18 protein-coding genes are annotated in these 14784 nt (G+C 62.4%); 11 read left to right on the top strand and 7 right to left on the bottom strand.

The features are described from left to right. The first annotated feature begins 34 nt into the window (after nt 1-34). The 4 genes from N5C28_RS15680 to phnE are packed head-to-tail and all read left to right on the top strand — an operon-like array spanning nt 35 to nt 3265. Nucleotides 35-886, top strand: coding sequence for a putative selenate ABC transporter substrate-binding protein (locus tag N5C28_RS15680; RefSeq protein ID WP_279823688.1), 852 nt, complete (start codon nt 35-37; stop codon nt 884-886). After that, nucleotides 883-1683 carry an ATP-binding cassette domain-containing protein gene (locus N5C28_RS15675; protein ID WP_279823685.1) on the top strand — a complete coding sequence of 267 codons (801 nt, stop codon included), beginning with the start codon at nt 883-885 and terminating at the stop codon, nt 1681-1683. The genes N5C28_RS15680 and N5C28_RS15675 overlap by 4 nt, the downstream gene beginning before the upstream one ends. Next, nucleotides 1677-2504 (top strand): ABC transporter permease, encoded by an 828-nt coding sequence (locus N5C28_RS15670; protein WP_279823684.1) that lies wholly within the window; start codon nt 1677-1679, stop codon nt 2502-2504. The genes N5C28_RS15675 and N5C28_RS15670 overlap by 7 nt, the downstream gene beginning before the upstream one ends. Next, entirely contained in the window at nt 2501-3265 is a 765-nt protein-coding gene (phnE, locus tag N5C28_RS15665; RefSeq protein WP_279823683.1) for a phosphonate ABC transporter, permease protein PhnE, read from the top strand. The genes N5C28_RS15670 and phnE overlap by 4 nt, the downstream gene beginning before the upstream one ends. 62 nt (nt 3266-3327) lie before the next feature. Here the strand turns inward: phnE and N5C28_RS15660 are convergent, their stop codons facing one another. Beyond that, nucleotides 3328-3606, bottom strand: coding sequence for a bacteriocin immunity protein (locus N5C28_RS15660; RefSeq protein ID WP_279823755.1), 279 nt, complete (start codon nt 3604-3606; stop codon nt 3328-3330). A 5-nt stretch (nt 3607-3611) separates the two neighbouring features. Then, a complete protein-coding gene (locus N5C28_RS15655; protein WP_279823682.1) occupies nt 3612-4868 on the bottom strand; it encodes an S-type pyocin domain-containing protein in 1257 nt (418 codons plus the stop codon). A 234-nt stretch (nt 4869-5102) separates the two neighbouring features. Between N5C28_RS15655 and N5C28_RS15650 the strand changes: the two genes are divergently transcribed. Next, a complete protein-coding gene (locus N5C28_RS15650; protein WP_279823681.1) occupies nt 5103-6146 on the top strand; it encodes a DUF4062 domain-containing protein in 1044 nt (347 codons plus the stop codon). A gap of 64 nt (nt 6147-6210) precedes the next feature. Here the strand turns inward: N5C28_RS15650 and N5C28_RS15645 are convergent, their stop codons facing one another. Beyond that, nucleotides 6211-6576 (bottom strand): hypothetical protein, encoded by a 366-nt coding sequence (locus N5C28_RS15645; protein WP_279823679.1) that lies wholly within the window; start codon nt 6574-6576, stop codon nt 6211-6213. Nucleotides 6577-6612: 36 nt separating this feature from the next. Then, complete coding sequence (locus tag N5C28_RS15640) at nt 6613-6837, bottom strand: DUF2188 domain-containing protein (RefSeq protein ID WP_017136943.1); 225 nt, start codon at nt 6835-6837, stop codon at nt 6613-6615. An 839-nt stretch (nt 6838-7676) separates the two neighbouring features. Between N5C28_RS15640 and N5C28_RS15635 the strand changes: the two genes are divergently transcribed. Continuing rightward, nucleotides 7677-7973 (top strand): LasR-specific antiactivator QslA, encoded by a 297-nt coding sequence (locus N5C28_RS15635; protein ID WP_279823676.1) that lies wholly within the window; start codon nt 7677-7679, stop codon nt 7971-7973. Nucleotides 7974-8044: 71 nt separating this feature from the next. Here N5C28_RS15635 and N5C28_RS15630 read toward each other — a convergent pair whose 3' ends face one another. From N5C28_RS15630 to N5C28_RS15620, 3 genes are all read right to left on the bottom strand, one after another. Further along, nucleotides 8045-8665 carry a LysE family translocator gene (locus N5C28_RS15630; protein WP_279823673.1) on the bottom strand — a complete coding sequence of 207 codons (621 nt, stop codon included), beginning with the start codon at nt 8663-8665 and terminating at the stop codon, nt 8045-8047. Between the two features lie 110 nt (nt 8666-8775). Continuing rightward, entirely contained in the window at nt 8776-9144 is a 369-nt protein-coding gene (locus N5C28_RS15625; protein ID WP_279823671.1) for a DUF5064 family protein, read from the bottom strand. Nucleotides 9145-9223: 79 nt separating this feature from the next. Further along, nucleotides 9224-9544, bottom strand: a complete 321-nt coding sequence (locus tag N5C28_RS15620) for a DUF2288 domain-containing protein (RefSeq protein ID WP_279823670.1) — start codon at nt 9542-9544, stop codon at nt 9224-9226. A 296-nt stretch (nt 9545-9840) separates the two neighbouring features. On the opposite strand from N5C28_RS15620, the gene N5C28_RS15615 reads away from it, so the two are divergent. From N5C28_RS15615 to N5C28_RS15595, 5 genes are all read left to right on the top strand, one after another. Next, nucleotides 9841-10962: a branched-chain amino acid ABC transporter substrate-binding protein gene (locus N5C28_RS15615; protein ID WP_279823668.1), complete on the top strand. Its 1122-nt coding sequence runs from the start codon at nt 9841-9843 to the stop codon at nt 10960-10962. Nucleotides 10963-11079: 117 nt separating this feature from the next. Then, nucleotides 11080-12003, top strand: coding sequence for a high-affinity branched-chain amino acid ABC transporter permease LivH (livH, locus tag N5C28_RS15610; RefSeq protein ID WP_279823666.1), 924 nt, complete (start codon nt 11080-11082; stop codon nt 12001-12003). Continuing rightward, complete coding sequence (locus N5C28_RS15605) at nt 12000-13256, top strand: high-affinity branched-chain amino acid ABC transporter permease LivM (RefSeq protein ID WP_279823664.1); 1257 nt, start codon at nt 12000-12002, stop codon at nt 13254-13256. Before livH ends, N5C28_RS15605 begins: the two co-directional genes overlap by 4 nt. Beyond that, on the top strand, nt 13253-14020 hold the full coding sequence (livG, locus tag N5C28_RS15600; protein WP_279823663.1) for a high-affinity branched-chain amino acid ABC transporter ATP-binding protein LivG: 768 nt from the start codon (nt 13253-13255) through the stop codon (nt 14018-14020). Before N5C28_RS15605 ends, livG begins: the two co-directional genes overlap by 4 nt. Next, nucleotides 14020-14721 (top strand): ABC transporter ATP-binding protein, encoded by a 702-nt coding sequence (locus N5C28_RS15595; RefSeq protein WP_279823662.1) that lies wholly within the window; start codon nt 14020-14022, stop codon nt 14719-14721. The genes livG and N5C28_RS15595 overlap by 1 nt, the downstream gene beginning before the upstream one ends. Nucleotides 14722-14784 lie beyond the last annotated feature (63 nt).

The raw sequence follows: 14784 nt of genomic DNA, 5'->3' as shown, positions 1-14784 counted from the left end.
CAGCTTTCCCCGCTATTGAACCGGAGAACCCGAAATGCTGAAGCCTACCCTGGCGCTCGTCGCCGGCATCGCCCTGTCCGTGTCCGCCGTCATCGCCCAAGCCGCCGATACCCTGCGCGTCTCGGCCATTCCCGACGAAGCCCCCACCGAACTGCTGCGCAAGTTCAAGCCGCTGGGTGCCTACCTCGAACAGCAACTGGGCATGAAGGTCGAATTCGTCCCCGTGGCCGACTACGCCGCCGTGGTCGAATCCCTGGCCGCCGACCGCCTCGACCTGGCCTGGCTGGGTGGCTTCACCTTCGTCCAGACCCGCCTGAAGACCGGCAACGCCATCCCCCTGGTGCAGCGTGCCGAAGACGAGAAATTCACCAGCAAGATCATCAGCGCCGACCCGGCGGTGAAATCCCTGCAGGACCTCAAAGGCAAGACCTTCGCCTTCGGTTCGGTGTCTTCCACCTCGGGCAGCCTGATGCCGCGTTACTTCATGCTGCAGGACGGCATCAAGCCGGAAGAATTCTTCAGCCGCGTGGCCTACTCCGGCGCCCACGACGCCACTGCGGCCTGGGTCCAGGCTGGCAAGGCCGACGGCGGCGTGCTCAACGCCTCGGTGTGGGACAAACTGGTTGCCGCCGGCAAGGTCGACACCAGCAAGGTCAACGTGATCGCCACCACCCCGCCGTACTTCGATTACAACTGGACCGTGCGCGGCACCCTGGACCCGGCCCTGAGCGAGAAGATCAAGTCTGCCTTCCTCGCCCTCGACCCGGCCAACCCGGAGCACAAGGCGATTCTCGACCTGCAGGCCGCCAGCCGCTTCATCGAGACCAAGCCGGAAAACTACCAGGGCATCGAAGAAGCCGCCCGGGCCGCCGGCCTGTTGAAGTGAGCATCGCCCTGCGTGGCGTGGGCCTGGCCCACGCCAACGGCACGGTTGCGCTCGACGGTATCGACCTGACGGTGGCCCCCGGCGAACGGGTGGCCATCATCGGCCCTTCCGGCGCCGGCAAGACCACCCTGCTGCGCCTGCTGGCCACCAGCCTGCAACCCACGCGTGGCGAGCTCGACCTGCTGCAGCACAACCCCTGGCGCCTGGACACCCACCAGCGTCAGCGCCTGCGCGCACGCATCGGCCTGATCCACCAGGCACCGCCGCTGCCGCCCCGGCAGCGGGTGGTCACCGCCGTGCTCGCCGGGCGCCTCGGCCAGTGGTCGCTGCTGCGCAGCCTGGCCAGCCTGCTGTACCCGCTCGACAGTGCCGGGGCGAAAGCCGCCCTGGCCCGCCTCGACCTGGGTGACAAACTGTTCGAGCGCTGCGACCAGCTCTCCGGCGGCCAGTTGCAACGCGTGGGCATCGCCCGGGTGCTGTACCAGGCACCGGAGCTGATCCTCGCCGACGAGCCGGTATCGGCCATGGACCCGGTACTCGCCGGCCACACCCTGGCCGTGCTCAACCGCGAAGCCGCCGACCAGGGCGCCACCCTGCTCGCCAGCCTGCACGCGGTGGAGCTGGCGCTGGCGCACTTCCCCCGCGTCATCGGCGTGCGGGAAGGGCGGATCGCCTTCGACCTGCCGCCCGAGGCGATCCGCCCCGAGCAACTGGATGCGCTGTACGCCAACGAACAACTGAGTGCCGCCCCCAGCCCCGTGGCACCGCCCCAGCCCGCCCATATCCCGCGATGCTGAACACCGACCACCGCGACCCGGCCGCCATCCCGCGCCTGCTGATCACTGCGCTGGCCGTGCTGCTGTTGTGGCCCGGCCTGAACCTCAGCGAGCTGGACCTGGCGGTGCTGGTCAACGGCGACAACGCCCGGGCCATGGGCAACTTCCTCGGCGACTTCTGGCCGCCTGCGCATGATGGCGAGTTCCTCGCCCTGCTCGGCCGCGCCACCCTGGAAACCCTGGCCATCGCCACCGCCGGCATGAGCCTGGCGCTGCTGATCGCCATCCCCGCCTCGCTGCTGGCCAGCCGCGCGCTGTCGCTCTCGGCGGTGCACCGGGGCGGGCGCCCGGCCTGGTGGGCACAACTGGCGCGCTGGCCGGTGCGTGGTTTGCTGATCTTCCTGCGCAGCGTGCCGGAGATCGTCTGGGCGCTGCTGTTCGTGCGCGCCGTGGGCCTGGGCCCGACCGCCGGGGTGCTGGCCATCGCCATCACCTACGCCGGCATGCTCGGCAAGGTCTACGCGGAAATCTTCGAATCGGTGGACACCCGCCCCGCCCGCGCCCTGCTCGGCGCCGGCAGCGGTCGCCTGGCGGCCTTCTCCTACGGCGTGCTGCCCAATGCCGCCGGGGAAATGCTTTCCTACACCGTGTACCGCTGGGAGTGCGCCATCCGCGCCTCGGTGGTGATGGGCTTCGTCGGCGCCGGTGGCCTGGGCCAGCAGATCGACCTGTCGATGCGCATGTTCGCCGGCGGCGAAGTGGCCAGCATGCTGCTGACCTTCCTGGTGCTGGTGCTGCTGGCCGACCAATTCAGCCGCCTGCTGCGGGCGAGGTTGTTATGAGAGCCGGCAGCCTGGTCCTGCTCGTCGCCCTCCTCGCGGCGGTGATCGCCTCGTTCGTCTACCTGGGCATCGACCTCGGCGCCCTGGTGGCCGGCGACAGCCTCAGCCAGATGGGCCAGTACGCCAGCCGCTTCCTGCAGCCGGACTTCTCCGCACCGCACCTGCAGGCCATCGGCCGCGGCGCCCTGGAAACCCTGGCCATGTCTGCCATCGGCACCCTGCTGGCCGCGCTGCTCGGCCTGGCACTCGCGCTACCGGCGTCGGGCCGCTTCGGCGCCGTGGCCCTGCACGCCACGCGCTTCGTGCTCAACGCCCTGCGCGCCATCCCCGAACTGGTGTGGGCCGCGCTGATGGTGCTGGCCGCAGGCCTGGGCCCCAACGCCGGCACCCTGGCCCTGGCCCTGCACACCGCCGGCGTGCTCGGCCGCCTGTTCGCCGAAGCCCTGGAAAACACCCCCGCCGAACCGGCCAACGCCATCCGCCTCAGCGGCGGCGGGCGCATCGCCGCCTTCTGCTACGGCACCCTGCCCGGCGTCTGGCCGCAGCTGGTGGCGTATTCGCTGTACCGCTGGGAAAACAACATCCGCATGGCCAGCGTCCTCGGCTTCGTCGGCGCCGGCGGCCTCGGCCAGATGCTCTACGTCTCCCTCAGCCTGTTCCAGGAAGCCCAGGCCGCCACCGTCATCCTGGCCATGTTGCTGCTGGTGCTGGCGGTGGATGGGCTGAGTGGATGGGCGCGGCAGCGGTGGGTGAGTAGCTAGTTCAGCAGCCACATTCAGCTGATTGTTGCCGCAATCAACTTGGAAAGCGCAGCACTTTCCACTCAAGACCTGAAGCCTGGCAACCCCTGCTTGGCGCGCCACTCTTTCACCACTGACAGCACGCCCTCCGGACTGTCTTCAGCCCCAGCCTCTGGGTAGAAAATCAAATCCGTACCCTTAGGGTGGTCAACCAGCTTTACAAAATGCTGCGACAGCTCTGTCAAATGAGCCTCCAACGCCGCACCTTTTAGCCTACTGGGATTCTCAAAGAATTCTCGCAGAAGCCGCAAAAAATCGGCCTCGGTATAGTCTTCAAGTTTTTGCTTGCTCAAAAAATCCATATCGATCACTTGTTATCCGTGTGAATTCTGATGTGATTCTTGGGTGTAGTAACTCTGAGGTTATCCACATCGTAAACCGCGCCGCCATCAACAATTCTTTCAACATGATGTATTTCATGGAGCTGACGACCACCGACTGCCTCAGTCTGAATGACAAAGGGCGCTCCACCATCGCGCATGATGACTCGATTGGAAGCAGAGAACTGACTGCTTAGCTCTGGATCTGCAGCAACCTCCATCCAAAACGCTTCACGAAAGTCATCAAATCTCGAAAACTCCCTGCCGCGCATTTTGTCGGCAATTCGGGTCGGTATGGGCGAACCAAGCGCCTTCCCTGCATCAGCCAACCATATGCCTACGACATCCTGCCCCACGCCGGTCACAACTCCCGGCTCGTTACGAACACTGAGAACGACGTAAATGGCCGGAATATCCGTGGCCGGGAACCAGATGATCGCATCCTGATAGTCCGGAGGAAGGACTGGATTGACCAGCACCTTGTCCGCCTGCTCCGCCGACGGATACACCCATATCGTCGGTAACTTCGGCGCTGGTTCCAAGGCAGGGATGCCGAGCTGGTTCGGGTCAGCTGCCGGCGTCCAGATCACTTCGATTCCCTGCCCGATATCGGCAGCGAACTGTTCGCCTCTGGCCGTAGCGGCAATGACGGGCACGTTTTCCCAACTGGGGTTCCGCCCTGTGTAAAAACCATAAGCATCCACAGAGCCGTCGACGAGGTGCTTGATCTGTACCCGCACCCGGGTTCGCCCGACCTCCAGGGCCTGATACTGCTCCTTGGTATAAAACGCACTGTCGGTGGCCAAGCTGGTGTTGGGTAACAGCAGCGTGATCGCGCCGAGCACGGCACCTCCGGCCAGGGCTCCCGCGCTTTCTGCCAAACCGAGCGAAAGAGCACCGCCAATTCGACTGCCGAGGGACACGGCGGACGTAGAGCCACCAATCATCTGCAATGGCGTGCCACCCGCCCTGACGGCTGCGGCGGTAGCCAGCACAGCCCAATCGCCATAGTCCTTCAGCGGCTCCAACGGTACAAAACCGCCAGGGTTGCTGTGATCGATCACGCCATCTGGCAAGTTGCAGGACTTGGCGAATACACAACCAGCCTTGGGCACCTCGGTCGCTATCGCCTTGGGCTTCTCCACAACAAGCGGGCGTGGAGGCTGCTTGTCGAAATCCCCTTCATAGGGGGCGGGTTGCGGGACGGGACGCTCATCCCTGTTGTTCGGGACATATCCACTCATGACGTCGTTCCTTCGAATCAGAATGCGGTGCGGAGGATAGAGTGCCTGAGCGATCAGGAATGAGGAACTATGTACAGCTGCGCTTGGAAGCCGGAGATGTCTCGGGAGCGTGTAGGTGATCGGTGCTGGTCCGCCTCCGCTACGCGGCTAGCTTTTCGGCTGCTGTCCCTTCGAGTAAAGCGGCCGGTATGATGAGACGAAACGGATGTGGCCTATTTGTGATGGGGGACTGCTATGAACGTGTTTATCAGCTCTGTAGTACGGAATTTTGAGCACTATCGTGCGGCCGCCAAAAAAGCAGTTTCACTGTTGGGGCACACCCCAGTGATGTGTGAGGATTTTGGAGCAAGACCTTATTCCTCTGAAGTCGCATGCATGACTGAGGTTGACCAAGCCGACGTAGTGGTACTGATTCTTGGCGCGGATTTCGGCTTCAAAACCAATACAGGTGAGTCCGTCACTCAGCAGGAGTTCCATCGCGCCAAAGCTGCCAATAAACCCGTCCTGGCTTTTTTGGAAGAGGTTCCGGTCAAGGATGATCAACAGCGCTTTTACTGGGAGGTTTCCGATTACGTCGACGGCCTTTTTCGTTCCACCTTCACAGGTGATCGTGATCTCTCAGAAAAAATCATCCAAGGGCTAAGCCAATTTGCGGCCAATCGCAGTGCCATTTCCGAACAGGAGTTCATTCAGCACCTGCAGAATCGTAGCAACAGCCGAAATTGGAATAACCGGCCTCGTGAAGATCGCCTAGAGATCGTGTTTCTGCCGCAGCCTATTCTCTCGGGGACGTTGCGCTCCATGCACACCCAGCATGATGAATTTTTCCTCAAGCTTTCTCAGGCGGGCTTGGTTTCTATCAAGGGTGGTTACAAGTCATTTAACGAGGGAGACATCACCGGCCTAGATGCGGAGGAGACCTCTTGGAGGCATCACGATAATGGGATGAGCTGGCTTTCTATTCCTCTGGCAGCGCCCGGAAAGGGCGTCGAATATTTTGCCTCCTATTACATCTCGCCCAGCCGGCTAAAACGCTTTGCGGAAGAAGCTTTTGGTTTGATTAGCCGAGGTAAGGGAGGCTGGTTCCAGCTGGGGATCTACGGAGTTTCTCACCAGATCTATGCAGAGCCGCCCACCACCCCTGCATCGTCGATCTCCATACCGCACCGCAGTGAGCAATGCATAGAGGAAAGAAAACTGCTGATTCCGGCGTCACAGGGCGTTTTCAACCATTGGCTTGAAGACGCTTTGTTCCGAATCGGGCGCAAGCTTTCCTAAAGAATCGAGCGTGGCCGGCAGGCGGAAGGGGGATAAGCAACAATACCCCCCTTCGAACCGTGTCTCAGCTTGGCAGTTCTTCGAGGTTGAAGAACCGGTTGTCAGCCTTGAGCGCTGCGAAGGCTTCGCAATATGCATAGGGCTCGCTGAATGAAGTGCTGGGCGCATGAATGTTGAAGACCTTAATCTGGGGCGGGTGGCCGCTTTGCCGTTCATGGCGAAGGTCGTTCAGAGACCCAGGCGCCTCACCATTTTGTTCGGCGATCGAAATCACTAAATCTCGAAGGGTTTCGATTTCTGTATCCGATGCTTCTGCATAGGTTGTCAGTCGCTTATGACTTCCAAACCCGCCACGGGTAGAGCCGATTCGATTCAGGTGCACGTGAACCACCGTTACGATCTTCGTACCGAATATCTCATTGAAACCCAAGATGCGCCTCCTTCCGGAGGCGCTGTGAGGTCGTGATCAGCCCTTGGGAGGATGAGGATCGTTGCCATAGGAGTCACGTTCACGGATCAGGTTGTCCCGGCCGTGGATGAGCACCTCGCTTTTTTGGTTTTGAGCTATCTGGCGCGCCGCGTCAGCAGCTTCCTTTTGAGTCCGATGGTGGGAGGTGTCTTTAGTATTGCCCTCCCCCCGAACCGCCCAGCCTTCGTCACGTTTCACGACGTGCTGATTTTTGCCTGCCATGGAAACACCTCTACTAGTGAGTTGCCTGCCTAGTAGAAGGTAGCAGCGAAACGGAAAAACACAACATGTAGCGCAATATCGACCAATAGGACATGTATGTTGTGCCTTACCTCAGCGGGCCGCCCTGTCTTCCTCAAGCTTACGCGCAGAAGCAAGAGCGCCTCGCCGGTTCGCGACGCGACTGCTCTTTACTGCATCCATTAAAAAGATGATTAGGCTAGCTAGCCTTTGGAATGCAGAAATGTACGTCAAGGTGGTCGACAGGCTGTTGGACTATCCTCCGCTGCAGGACAGTCTGCTTTTGGGCCGATACCAGCCCCCACCCCTTGCCCTCCTCCCTCCCCCACGCTACAGTCCGCCCGTCACGGTCAATCCCGTGACCGGGTGTGGTAACCCGGATTTGTTCGAGGCGCGGTAGCGCCATAGCCGAGAGCGGGCGCTTTTTTTGTGCCTGTTGCTTTCTCGTGCATCTATGGCGGGCCGTGTGAGGCGGGCTTCGGCCCGGCCGGTTCCCTCGGACGCCGGTTTACCACCCTTGCACGGTCCGCCTCCATTCGTGTGGTAACGGATGGAACGCGGCTCCTTAAAACGTTCGAGGAGCAAAGGATTATGCATTTTCCCCCTTTTACCCAAGGGCTCCGCCCTGGGCTGCTGGCTGTTTTGCCGACCTTCGCTGTGGAGGTGCTGCATGGCCAACTCTAGACCCGCTGTTATCCCCTTCCCCACACCCGCCAAGCTGACGGCTGATCGCAAGCGAGAACACACGGCTGCCAGCAGAGCGCTGCTGAATGACTTGATCCTGCTGTACAGCCGCACCCAGGCAAACAGGAGGCAGGCCCATGGGTGAGCGCTATGTGACCCACCTGCCCGCCCATGACGGGCACCCGGCCGCGGCGTTCGGGCTGGGGGAGGATTGTCAGGAGAGTTTCGCCCGGGGCGTGCAGCAGGCGCAGGCCTGGCTGGATGCGAGCAACAGCGGTTGGCTGTGGGCCACGCTGATGCTGGAGCGCCAGTTGTTCCCGCCGGGTGCGCAGCGCCATGCCTTCGAGCTGGGCTTTCTTAGCCGTGTGCACCAGCGCTTGTGTTCGCCCCTGGGTGGCGAGCACCTGGCGCAGCGAACAGAGTTGAGGCTGTAACGAGAAGGGCGAGGGAGAAATCCCTCGCCCTTCTTCTTATGGACGGTTTGCGTTCATCGGGCCAAGCCACGTCAACGTCGACTGAATGCCAACCGCGCCGCGAACAGGATGAAGATCAGCCCTGTGGTGCGGTCCATCCACTTGATGACCTTTTCCCGGCGCAGGAAGCCGGCCAGGGGTTGGGTGGCGCCGATCAGGGCCAGGGACCAGACCAGGCCGATGACCACGTGGATGCTCACCAGGCCGAAGGTCCAGGCGATCAGCGAGTCGGTCGGCGGGATGAATTGGGGCAGGAAGGACACATAGAAGATGCCCACCTTGGGGTTGAGGGCGTTGCCCAGCAGGCCCTTGAGGAACCAGTTGCCGCCCTGCTTGCCGTTCGGCTCCGCCGCCGAGAGCGAGGTGCGCGGGCGCCGCAGCATGTTCAGGCCGAGCCAGGCCAGGTAGGCGGCGCCGCAGTATTTGAGCACGGTGTAGGCCAGCTCCGAGACGGCCAGCACGGCGCCTAGGCCAAAGGCCACGGCGGCGCCCCACAGCAAACAGCCGGCGCCAATGCCCAGGGCGGCGCGCAAGGCTTGCTGCCGGCCCTCGACAGCCGCGGTGCGCAGCACCAGCGCGGTGTCGATGCCGGGGGTGAGGGTCAGGAGCGTCGCGGCGAACGTGAAGGCGAGCAGGTTTTCGGTGATGGGCATGGCGATGACTCGGGGTGGCCGTCCGCGCACGGTAGCACAGGCCTGGCGCGCCGCCGAGCCGGTCGCCGAGCGCTGTGATCAGGCGCGGCGAAGCCGGTCTGGCAGACGCATCAGAGCCCGTCTTTTTCCAGGTGGTCGAGGTCGACCGGGTCGCCGGAATGGGCGCCGAGCTTGGCGCGGATGTCTTCGAACATCAGGTCGTATTCCTGATGGTTGCGCATGATCAGGCTGCTGTTGGTGGGCAGGCCGTGCTTGCGCGCGATGCGGGTGGCGACGCTGGCGAAGTTGAAGGCGGTGTCGCGGTGCAGCTCGAAGGTTTCTTCGAAGGTCTTGCCGTCCAGGTCGCCGACCATGCGCATGTGCAACATCGCGCCTTCGGCCGGGTCCTTACGGACTTCGTAGTGAAGGTCGATGCTGAAGAGCGGGTGATCGGGTGTGGCAATGGCGTTGGCGAGGTGCAGGTGGCCGGGCTCGAACATGGGATGACTCCTTATGCAGGACACCTGCGAGCATAGACCATGGGCTCTGGCCTGCCCCGGCGAGCCGGCACGCACCCATTCAGTGCGTGACGCGCTCCGCTTCGGTGCGCTCTTGCACCAGCACCCAAGGGGCGACGACCACGGCCCACAGTTGCGGGTCCCGGGTGTGCAGGTCTTCGGCGCGTTGGTCTTCGAGCTTGGACAGGTGGCCGGCGTCTAGCCAGGCACTTACGGTCGCCTGGTCGTTCTCGGCCACGGCCTGCGCCACGGCGATGAGGTCCTGGTCACCGGCGACCCACAACAGTGCCCCACACGCAAAGAAAGGTTGCAGCTCCTGCCAGCGAATCGGTGCGGTTTCACCAAGCAGCTTGGCATAGAGGGTGCTAGGTTGTTCAGTCATGGTGTGCCTTGTGTGAATGGTCAGCTTCGGTCGGCCGTCATGATAACGTCGCCCGGGTGTCAGGCAAGCGCGCCTGACGCCCGGGAGCACCGCGAAGGCACGCCGTTTTTCTATACATTTCTTGCAATTAAGCGACACCCACGCGTTTGCCCCCAGTAGCCGGCTTTTCAAGCCGCAAATCGGCGCTCTACACTGTACCGGTACAGTTGCCGGGGGTACGACCGGGGCGATTCATCCCGGTTCTGCAGCTTTGGCCGCAAGAACTACAACAACGAAAAACACAAGAGTGGAGCACTATGAACAAGGCTACTAAGCAGATTTCCAAACTGTTTGCCGCCATGGCCATGGCCGGCGTTGCCAGCTACTCGGTAGCGGCTGACACCATCAAGATCGGCCTGGCAGGCCCGGTTACCGGCGCTGTCGCCCAGTACGGCGAAATGCAGTTCATCGGCGCGCAAATGGCGATCGAGCAAATCAACAAGGCCGGCGGGGTGAACGGCGCTCAACTCGAAGGCGTGGTCTACGACGACGCATGCGATCCGAAACAAGCCGTTGCCGTTGCCAACAAGATCGTCAACGACGAAGTGAAATTCGTGGTTGGCCACCTCTGCTCCAGCTCCACTCAGCCTGCGTCCGACATCTATGAAGACGAAGGCATCCTGATGATCACCGCGGCTTCCACCAGCCCGGAAATCACTTCCCGCGGCTACGAGCTGATCTTCCGCACCATCGGTCTGGACAGCCTGCAGGGCCCGACCGCCGGTAACTTCATCGCCGACAGCATCAAGCCGAAGAACGTTGCCGTCATCCACGACAAGCAGCAGTACGGTGAAGGCATCGCCACCGCGGTCAAGCAGACCCTGGAAAGCAAAGGCGTGAAGGTTTCCCTGTTCGAAGGCATCAACGCCGGCGACAAGGACTTCTCCGCGATGATCGCCAAGCTCAAGCAAGCCGGTGTGGACTTCGTCTACTACGGCGGCTACCACCCGGAACTCGGCCTGCTGCTGCGTCAGTCGTCCGAAAAAGGCCTGAAGGTCAAGTTCATGGGTCCGGAAGGCGTGGGTAACAAGGAAATCTCGGCCATCGCCGGCCCGGCTTCCGAAGGCCTGCTGGTCACCCTGCCGAAGTCCTTCGACCAGGATCCGCGCAACCAGGCGCTGGTCGATGCCTTCAAAGCCAAGAACCAAGACCCGAGCGGTCCGTTCGTATTCCCGGCCTACGCGGCCGTGCAAGTGATTGCCGAAGGCATCGAGAAAGCAGGCGACACCGACACCGCCAAGGTGGCCGAAGCCCTGCGTTCGAACTCCTTCGACACCCCGACTGGCGCCCTGTCGTTCGACGAGAAAGGCGACCTGAAGGACTTCAACTTCGTGGTATACGAGTGGCACCAGGACGGTACCAAATCCGAAGCTAAATAAGCTTCCCGCCTGAACCCAAAGCCCACTGCGTCCGCAGTGGGCTTTGTTTATTAGAAGAATCCCGGTCTCATGCTGCGCCACAAGCGCTGCCTTGCGTGACGGCCCAGGAGTTAGGCAATGCCTGATCTTTATCACTACCTGCAACAGCTGCTCAATGGCCTGACCATTGGCAGTACCTACGCCTTGATCGCCATCGGCTACACCATGGTCTACGGCATCATCGGCATGATCAACTTCGCCCACGGCGAGGTTTACATGATTGGCTCGTACGTAGCCTTCATCGTCATCGCCGGCCTCGCCATGTTCGGTCTCGACAGCCTGCCCGTCATCATGATCGCCGCCTTCGCCGCGACGATGATCGTCACCAGTGCGTATGGCTACAGTATCGAACGGGTCGCCTACAGACCGTTGCGCGGCGGCAATCGCCTGATCCCGCTGATCTCCGCCATCGGTATGTCGATCTTCTTACAGAACGCCGTGCTGCTGTCCCAGGATTCCAAGGACAAGGCCATCCCCAACCCGCTGCCGGGCAACTTCGTGTTCGGCGAAAGCGCGATGAATGGGGTGGTGCTCTCCTATATGCAAGTGATGATCTTCGTCATCACCATCGTGGCCATGGTCGGCCTGACCCTGTTCATTTCCCGCTCCCGTCTGGGCCGCGCCTGCCGCGCCTGCGCCGAAGACCTGAAGATGGCGAACCTGCTGGGTATCAACACCAACAACATCATCGCCCTGACCTTCGTCATCGGCGCCGCCCTGGCGGCCATCGCCTCGGTGCTGCTGAGCATCCAGTACGGCGTGATCAACCCGCACCTGGGCTTCCTGGCCGGTATCAAGGCGTTCACCGCCGCGGTACTCGGCGGCATCGGCAGCATCCCGGGCGCCGTGCTCGGCGGTCTGGTTCTCGGTGTGGCCGAAGCCTTCGGTGCCGATATCTTCGGTGACCAGTACAAGGACGTCGTGGCGTTCAGCCTGCTGGTGCTCGTGCTGCTGTTCCGCCCCACCGGCATCCTGGGTCGCCCGGAGGTCGAGAAGGTATGAGCAAGAATCTCAAGAGCGCCGTATTCAGCGCCCTGCTGGTCCTGCTGGTCTCCTACCCGGTACTGGGCCTGAAGCTGACCACCGTCGGCATCAGCCTGCGGGTAGAAGGCGCCACCACGTTCGAGCTGTGGGCCATCGCGGCCTGCGCCCTGGCGCTGTTCGTCTGGCAACTGGTGCGTGACCGCGTGACCCCGGCCTGGGCCAAGGTCTCGATGCCGAGCATGCCCAGCGGCGCCAGCAACTTCCTGACCCTGCCGTCGACCCAGCGCTGGGTCATCCTGGGCCTGGTGGTCTTCGCCCTGATCTGGCCGTTCTTCGCCAGCCGCGGCTCGGTGGATATCGCCACGCTGATCCTGATCTACGTGATGCTCGGCCTCGGCCTGAACATCGTGGTCGGCCTGGCCGGCCTGCTGGACCTGGGTTATGTCGGTTTCTACGCGGTCGGTGCCTACAGCTACGCGCTGATTGCCCACTACTTCGGCTTCGGTTTCTGGATCTGCCTGCCGCTGGCCGGCATGATCGCCGCGCTGTTCGGCTACCTGCTGGGCTTTCCGGTGTTGCGCCTGCGCGGGGACTACCTGGCGATCGTGACCCTGGGCTTCGGCGAGATCATCCGCATCCTGCTGCGTAACCTCACCGAGTACACCGGTGGCCCGAACGGCATCAGCGTCGCCAACGAGAACAAGCCGACCCTGTTCGGTCTGTCCTTCGAGCGCCGCGTGCCGGCCGACATGCCGACCTTCCATGGCTTCTTCGACATCGCCTACAGCTCGCAGTACAAGGTGATCTTCCTGTACCTGATCGCCCTGCTGCTGGTGTTGATGACCCTGTTCCTGGTCAACCGCCTGCTGCGCATGCCGATCGGCCGTGCGTGGGAAGCACTGCGTGAAGACGAGATTGCCTGCCGCGCCCTGGGCCTCAACCCCACCGTGATCAAGCTGTCCGCCTTCACCATCGGCGCCAGCCTGGCCGGTTTCGCCGGCAGCTTCTTCGCCGCCCGCCAAGGCCTGGTGACGCCGGAATCCTTTACCTTCATCGAGTCGGCCATGATCCTGGCGATCGTGGTGCTGGGCGGGATGGGCTCGCAGCTCGGCGTGATCCTGGCGGCCATCGTCATGGTGATGCTGCAGGAAATGCGCGAACTGAGTGAGTACCGCATGCTGATTTTCGGCCTGGTCATGATCTTCATGATGATCTGGCGACCGCAAGGTCTGCTGCCGATGCAACGTCCCCACCTGGAGCTGAAGCAATGAGCCGCCCGATTCTTGAAGTAAGCGGCCTGTGCATGCGCTTCGGCGGCCTGTTGGCCGTGAACAACGTTGCCCTGACCGTGAAAGAAAAGCAGGTCGTGTCGATGATCGGCCCCAACGGCGCCGGCAAGACTACGGTCTTCAACTGCCTGACCGGTTTCTACCAGCCGACCTCCGGCAACATCAGCCTGGACGGCGAGCGCATCGAAGGCCTGCCGGGCCACAAGATCGCCCGCAAGGGTGTGGTGCGGACCTTCCAGAACGTGCGTCTGTTCAAGGACATGACGGCCGTGGAAAACCTGCTGGTGGCCCAGCACCGCCACCTGAACACCGGCTACCTGGCCGGCCTGTTCAAGACCCCGGCGTTCCGCCGCAGTGAACGCGAAGCCATGGACTTCGCCGCCCACTGGCTGGAGCAGGTCAACCTGGTGGAGTTCGCCAACCGTCCGGCCGGCACCCTGGCCTACGGTCAGCAGCGCCGCCTGGAAATCGCCCGCTGCATGATGACCCGCCCGCGCATCCTGATGCTCGACGAACCCGCCGCGGGCCTCAACCCGCGCGAGACCGAAGACCTCAAGGCGCTGATCGGCATGCTGCGCGACGACCATAACGTCACCGTGCTGCTGATCGAGCACGACATGCACCTGGTGATGAGCATTTCCGACCATATCTACGTGATCAACCAGGGCACGCCCCTGGCTGACGGCACGCCCGCGCAGATCCGCGACAACCCGGATGTGATCAAAGCCTACCTGGGGGAAGCGTGATGCTGTATTTCGAGAATGTTTCCACCTTCTACGGCAAGATCCAGGCGCTGCATGACGTCAGCGTCGAGGTTCGTCAGGGCGAGATCGTCACCCTGATCGGCGCCAACGGCGCCGGCAAGTCGACCCTGCTGATGACCCTGTGCGGCAGCCCCCAGGCCACCAGCGGCAGCATCCGCTACCAGGGCGAAGAACTGGTCGGCATGCAGACCCCGGAAATCATGCGCAAGAGCATTGCCGTGGTGCCTGAAGGTCGTCGCGTGTTCGCCCGCCTGACCGTGGAAGAGAACCTCGCCATGGGCGGTTTCTTCACCGAGAAAGGCGACTTCCAGGAGCAGATGGACAAGGTGCTGCACCTGTTCCCGCGCCTGAAGGAACGCTTCGAGCAACGCGCCGGCACCATGTCCGGCGGTGAGCAGCAGATGCTCGCCATCGGCCGTGCGCTGATGAGCAAGCCCAAGCTGCTGCTGCTCGACGAGCCGTCGCTGGGCCTGGCACCGATCATCATCCAGCAGATCTTCGACATCATCGAACAGCTGCGCAAGGACGGTGTAACGGTGTTCCTGGTCGAGCAGAACGCCAACCAGGCGCTCAAGCTGGCGGACCGTGGCTACGTGCTGGAGAACGGCCGTATCGTCATGCAAGGCAGCGGTCACGACCTGCTGACCGACCCCAAGGTACGCGACGCCTACCTCGGCGGCTAAACGCTCTGCCCGCTCGGAAAAACCGCTCTTCGGAGCGGTTTTTTTATGGCTCGGTGAAAGGGT

The sequence above is a fragment of the Pseudomonas sp. GD03944 genome (genome assembly GCF_029839275.1).
Classification (GTDB): domain Bacteria; phylum Pseudomonadota; class Gammaproteobacteria; order Pseudomonadales; family Pseudomonadaceae; genus Aquipseudomonas.
The sequence above is the reverse complement of the archived record's forward strand: the minus strand, read 5'-3'. Positions and strand labels throughout refer to the sequence as shown.

Coding starts and splice junctions, on each gene's coding strand:
- N5C28_RS15670 (WP_279823684.1), top strand. CDS start 1,677: ATGCTGAACACCGACCACCGCGACCCGGCCGCCATCCCGCGCCTGCTG.
- N5C28_RS15635 (WP_279823676.1), top strand. CDS start 7,677: ATGGGTGAGCGCTATGTGACCCACCTGCCCGCCCATGACGGGCACCCG.
- N5C28_RS15660 (WP_279823755.1), bottom strand. CDS start 3,606: ATGGATTTTTTGAGCAAGCAAAAACTTGAAGACTATACCGAGGCCGAT.
- N5C28_RS15655 (WP_279823682.1), bottom strand. CDS start 4,868: ATGAGTGGATATGTCCCGAACAACAGGGATGAGCGTCCCGTCCCGCAA.
- livG (WP_279823663.1), top strand. CDS start 13,253: ATGAGCCGCCCGATTCTTGAAGTAAGCGGCCTGTGCATGCGCTTCGGC.
- N5C28_RS15650 (WP_279823681.1), top strand. CDS start 5,103: ATGAACGTGTTTATCAGCTCTGTAGTACGGAATTTTGAGCACTATCGT.
- phnE (WP_279823683.1), top strand. CDS start 2,501: ATGAGAGCCGGCAGCCTGGTCCTGCTCGTCGCCCTCCTCGCGGCGGTG.
- N5C28_RS15615 (WP_279823668.1), top strand. CDS start 9,841: ATGAACAAGGCTACTAAGCAGATTTCCAAACTGTTTGCCGCCATGGCC.
- N5C28_RS15595 (WP_279823662.1), top strand. CDS start 14,020: ATGCTGTATTTCGAGAATGTTTCCACCTTCTACGGCAAGATCCAGGCG.
- N5C28_RS15625 (WP_279823671.1), bottom strand. CDS start 9,144: ATGTTCGAGCCCGGCCACCTGCACCTCGCCAACGCCATTGCCACACCC.
- N5C28_RS15680 (WP_279823688.1), top strand. CDS start 35: ATGCTGAAGCCTACCCTGGCGCTCGTCGCCGGCATCGCCCTGTCCGTG.
- N5C28_RS15620 (WP_279823670.1), bottom strand. CDS start 9,544: ATGACTGAACAACCTAGCACCCTCTATGCCAAGCTGCTTGGTGAAACC.
- livH (WP_279823666.1), top strand. CDS start 11,080: ATGCCTGATCTTTATCACTACCTGCAACAGCTGCTCAATGGCCTGACC.
- N5C28_RS15630 (WP_279823673.1), bottom strand. CDS start 8,665: ATGCCCATCACCGAAAACCTGCTCGCCTTCACGTTCGCCGCGACGCTC.
- N5C28_RS15605 (WP_279823664.1), top strand. CDS start 12,000: ATGAGCAAGAATCTCAAGAGCGCCGTATTCAGCGCCCTGCTGGTCCTG.
- N5C28_RS15640 (WP_017136943.1), bottom strand. CDS start 6,837: ATGGCAGGCAAAAATCAGCACGTCGTGAAACGTGACGAAGGCTGGGCG.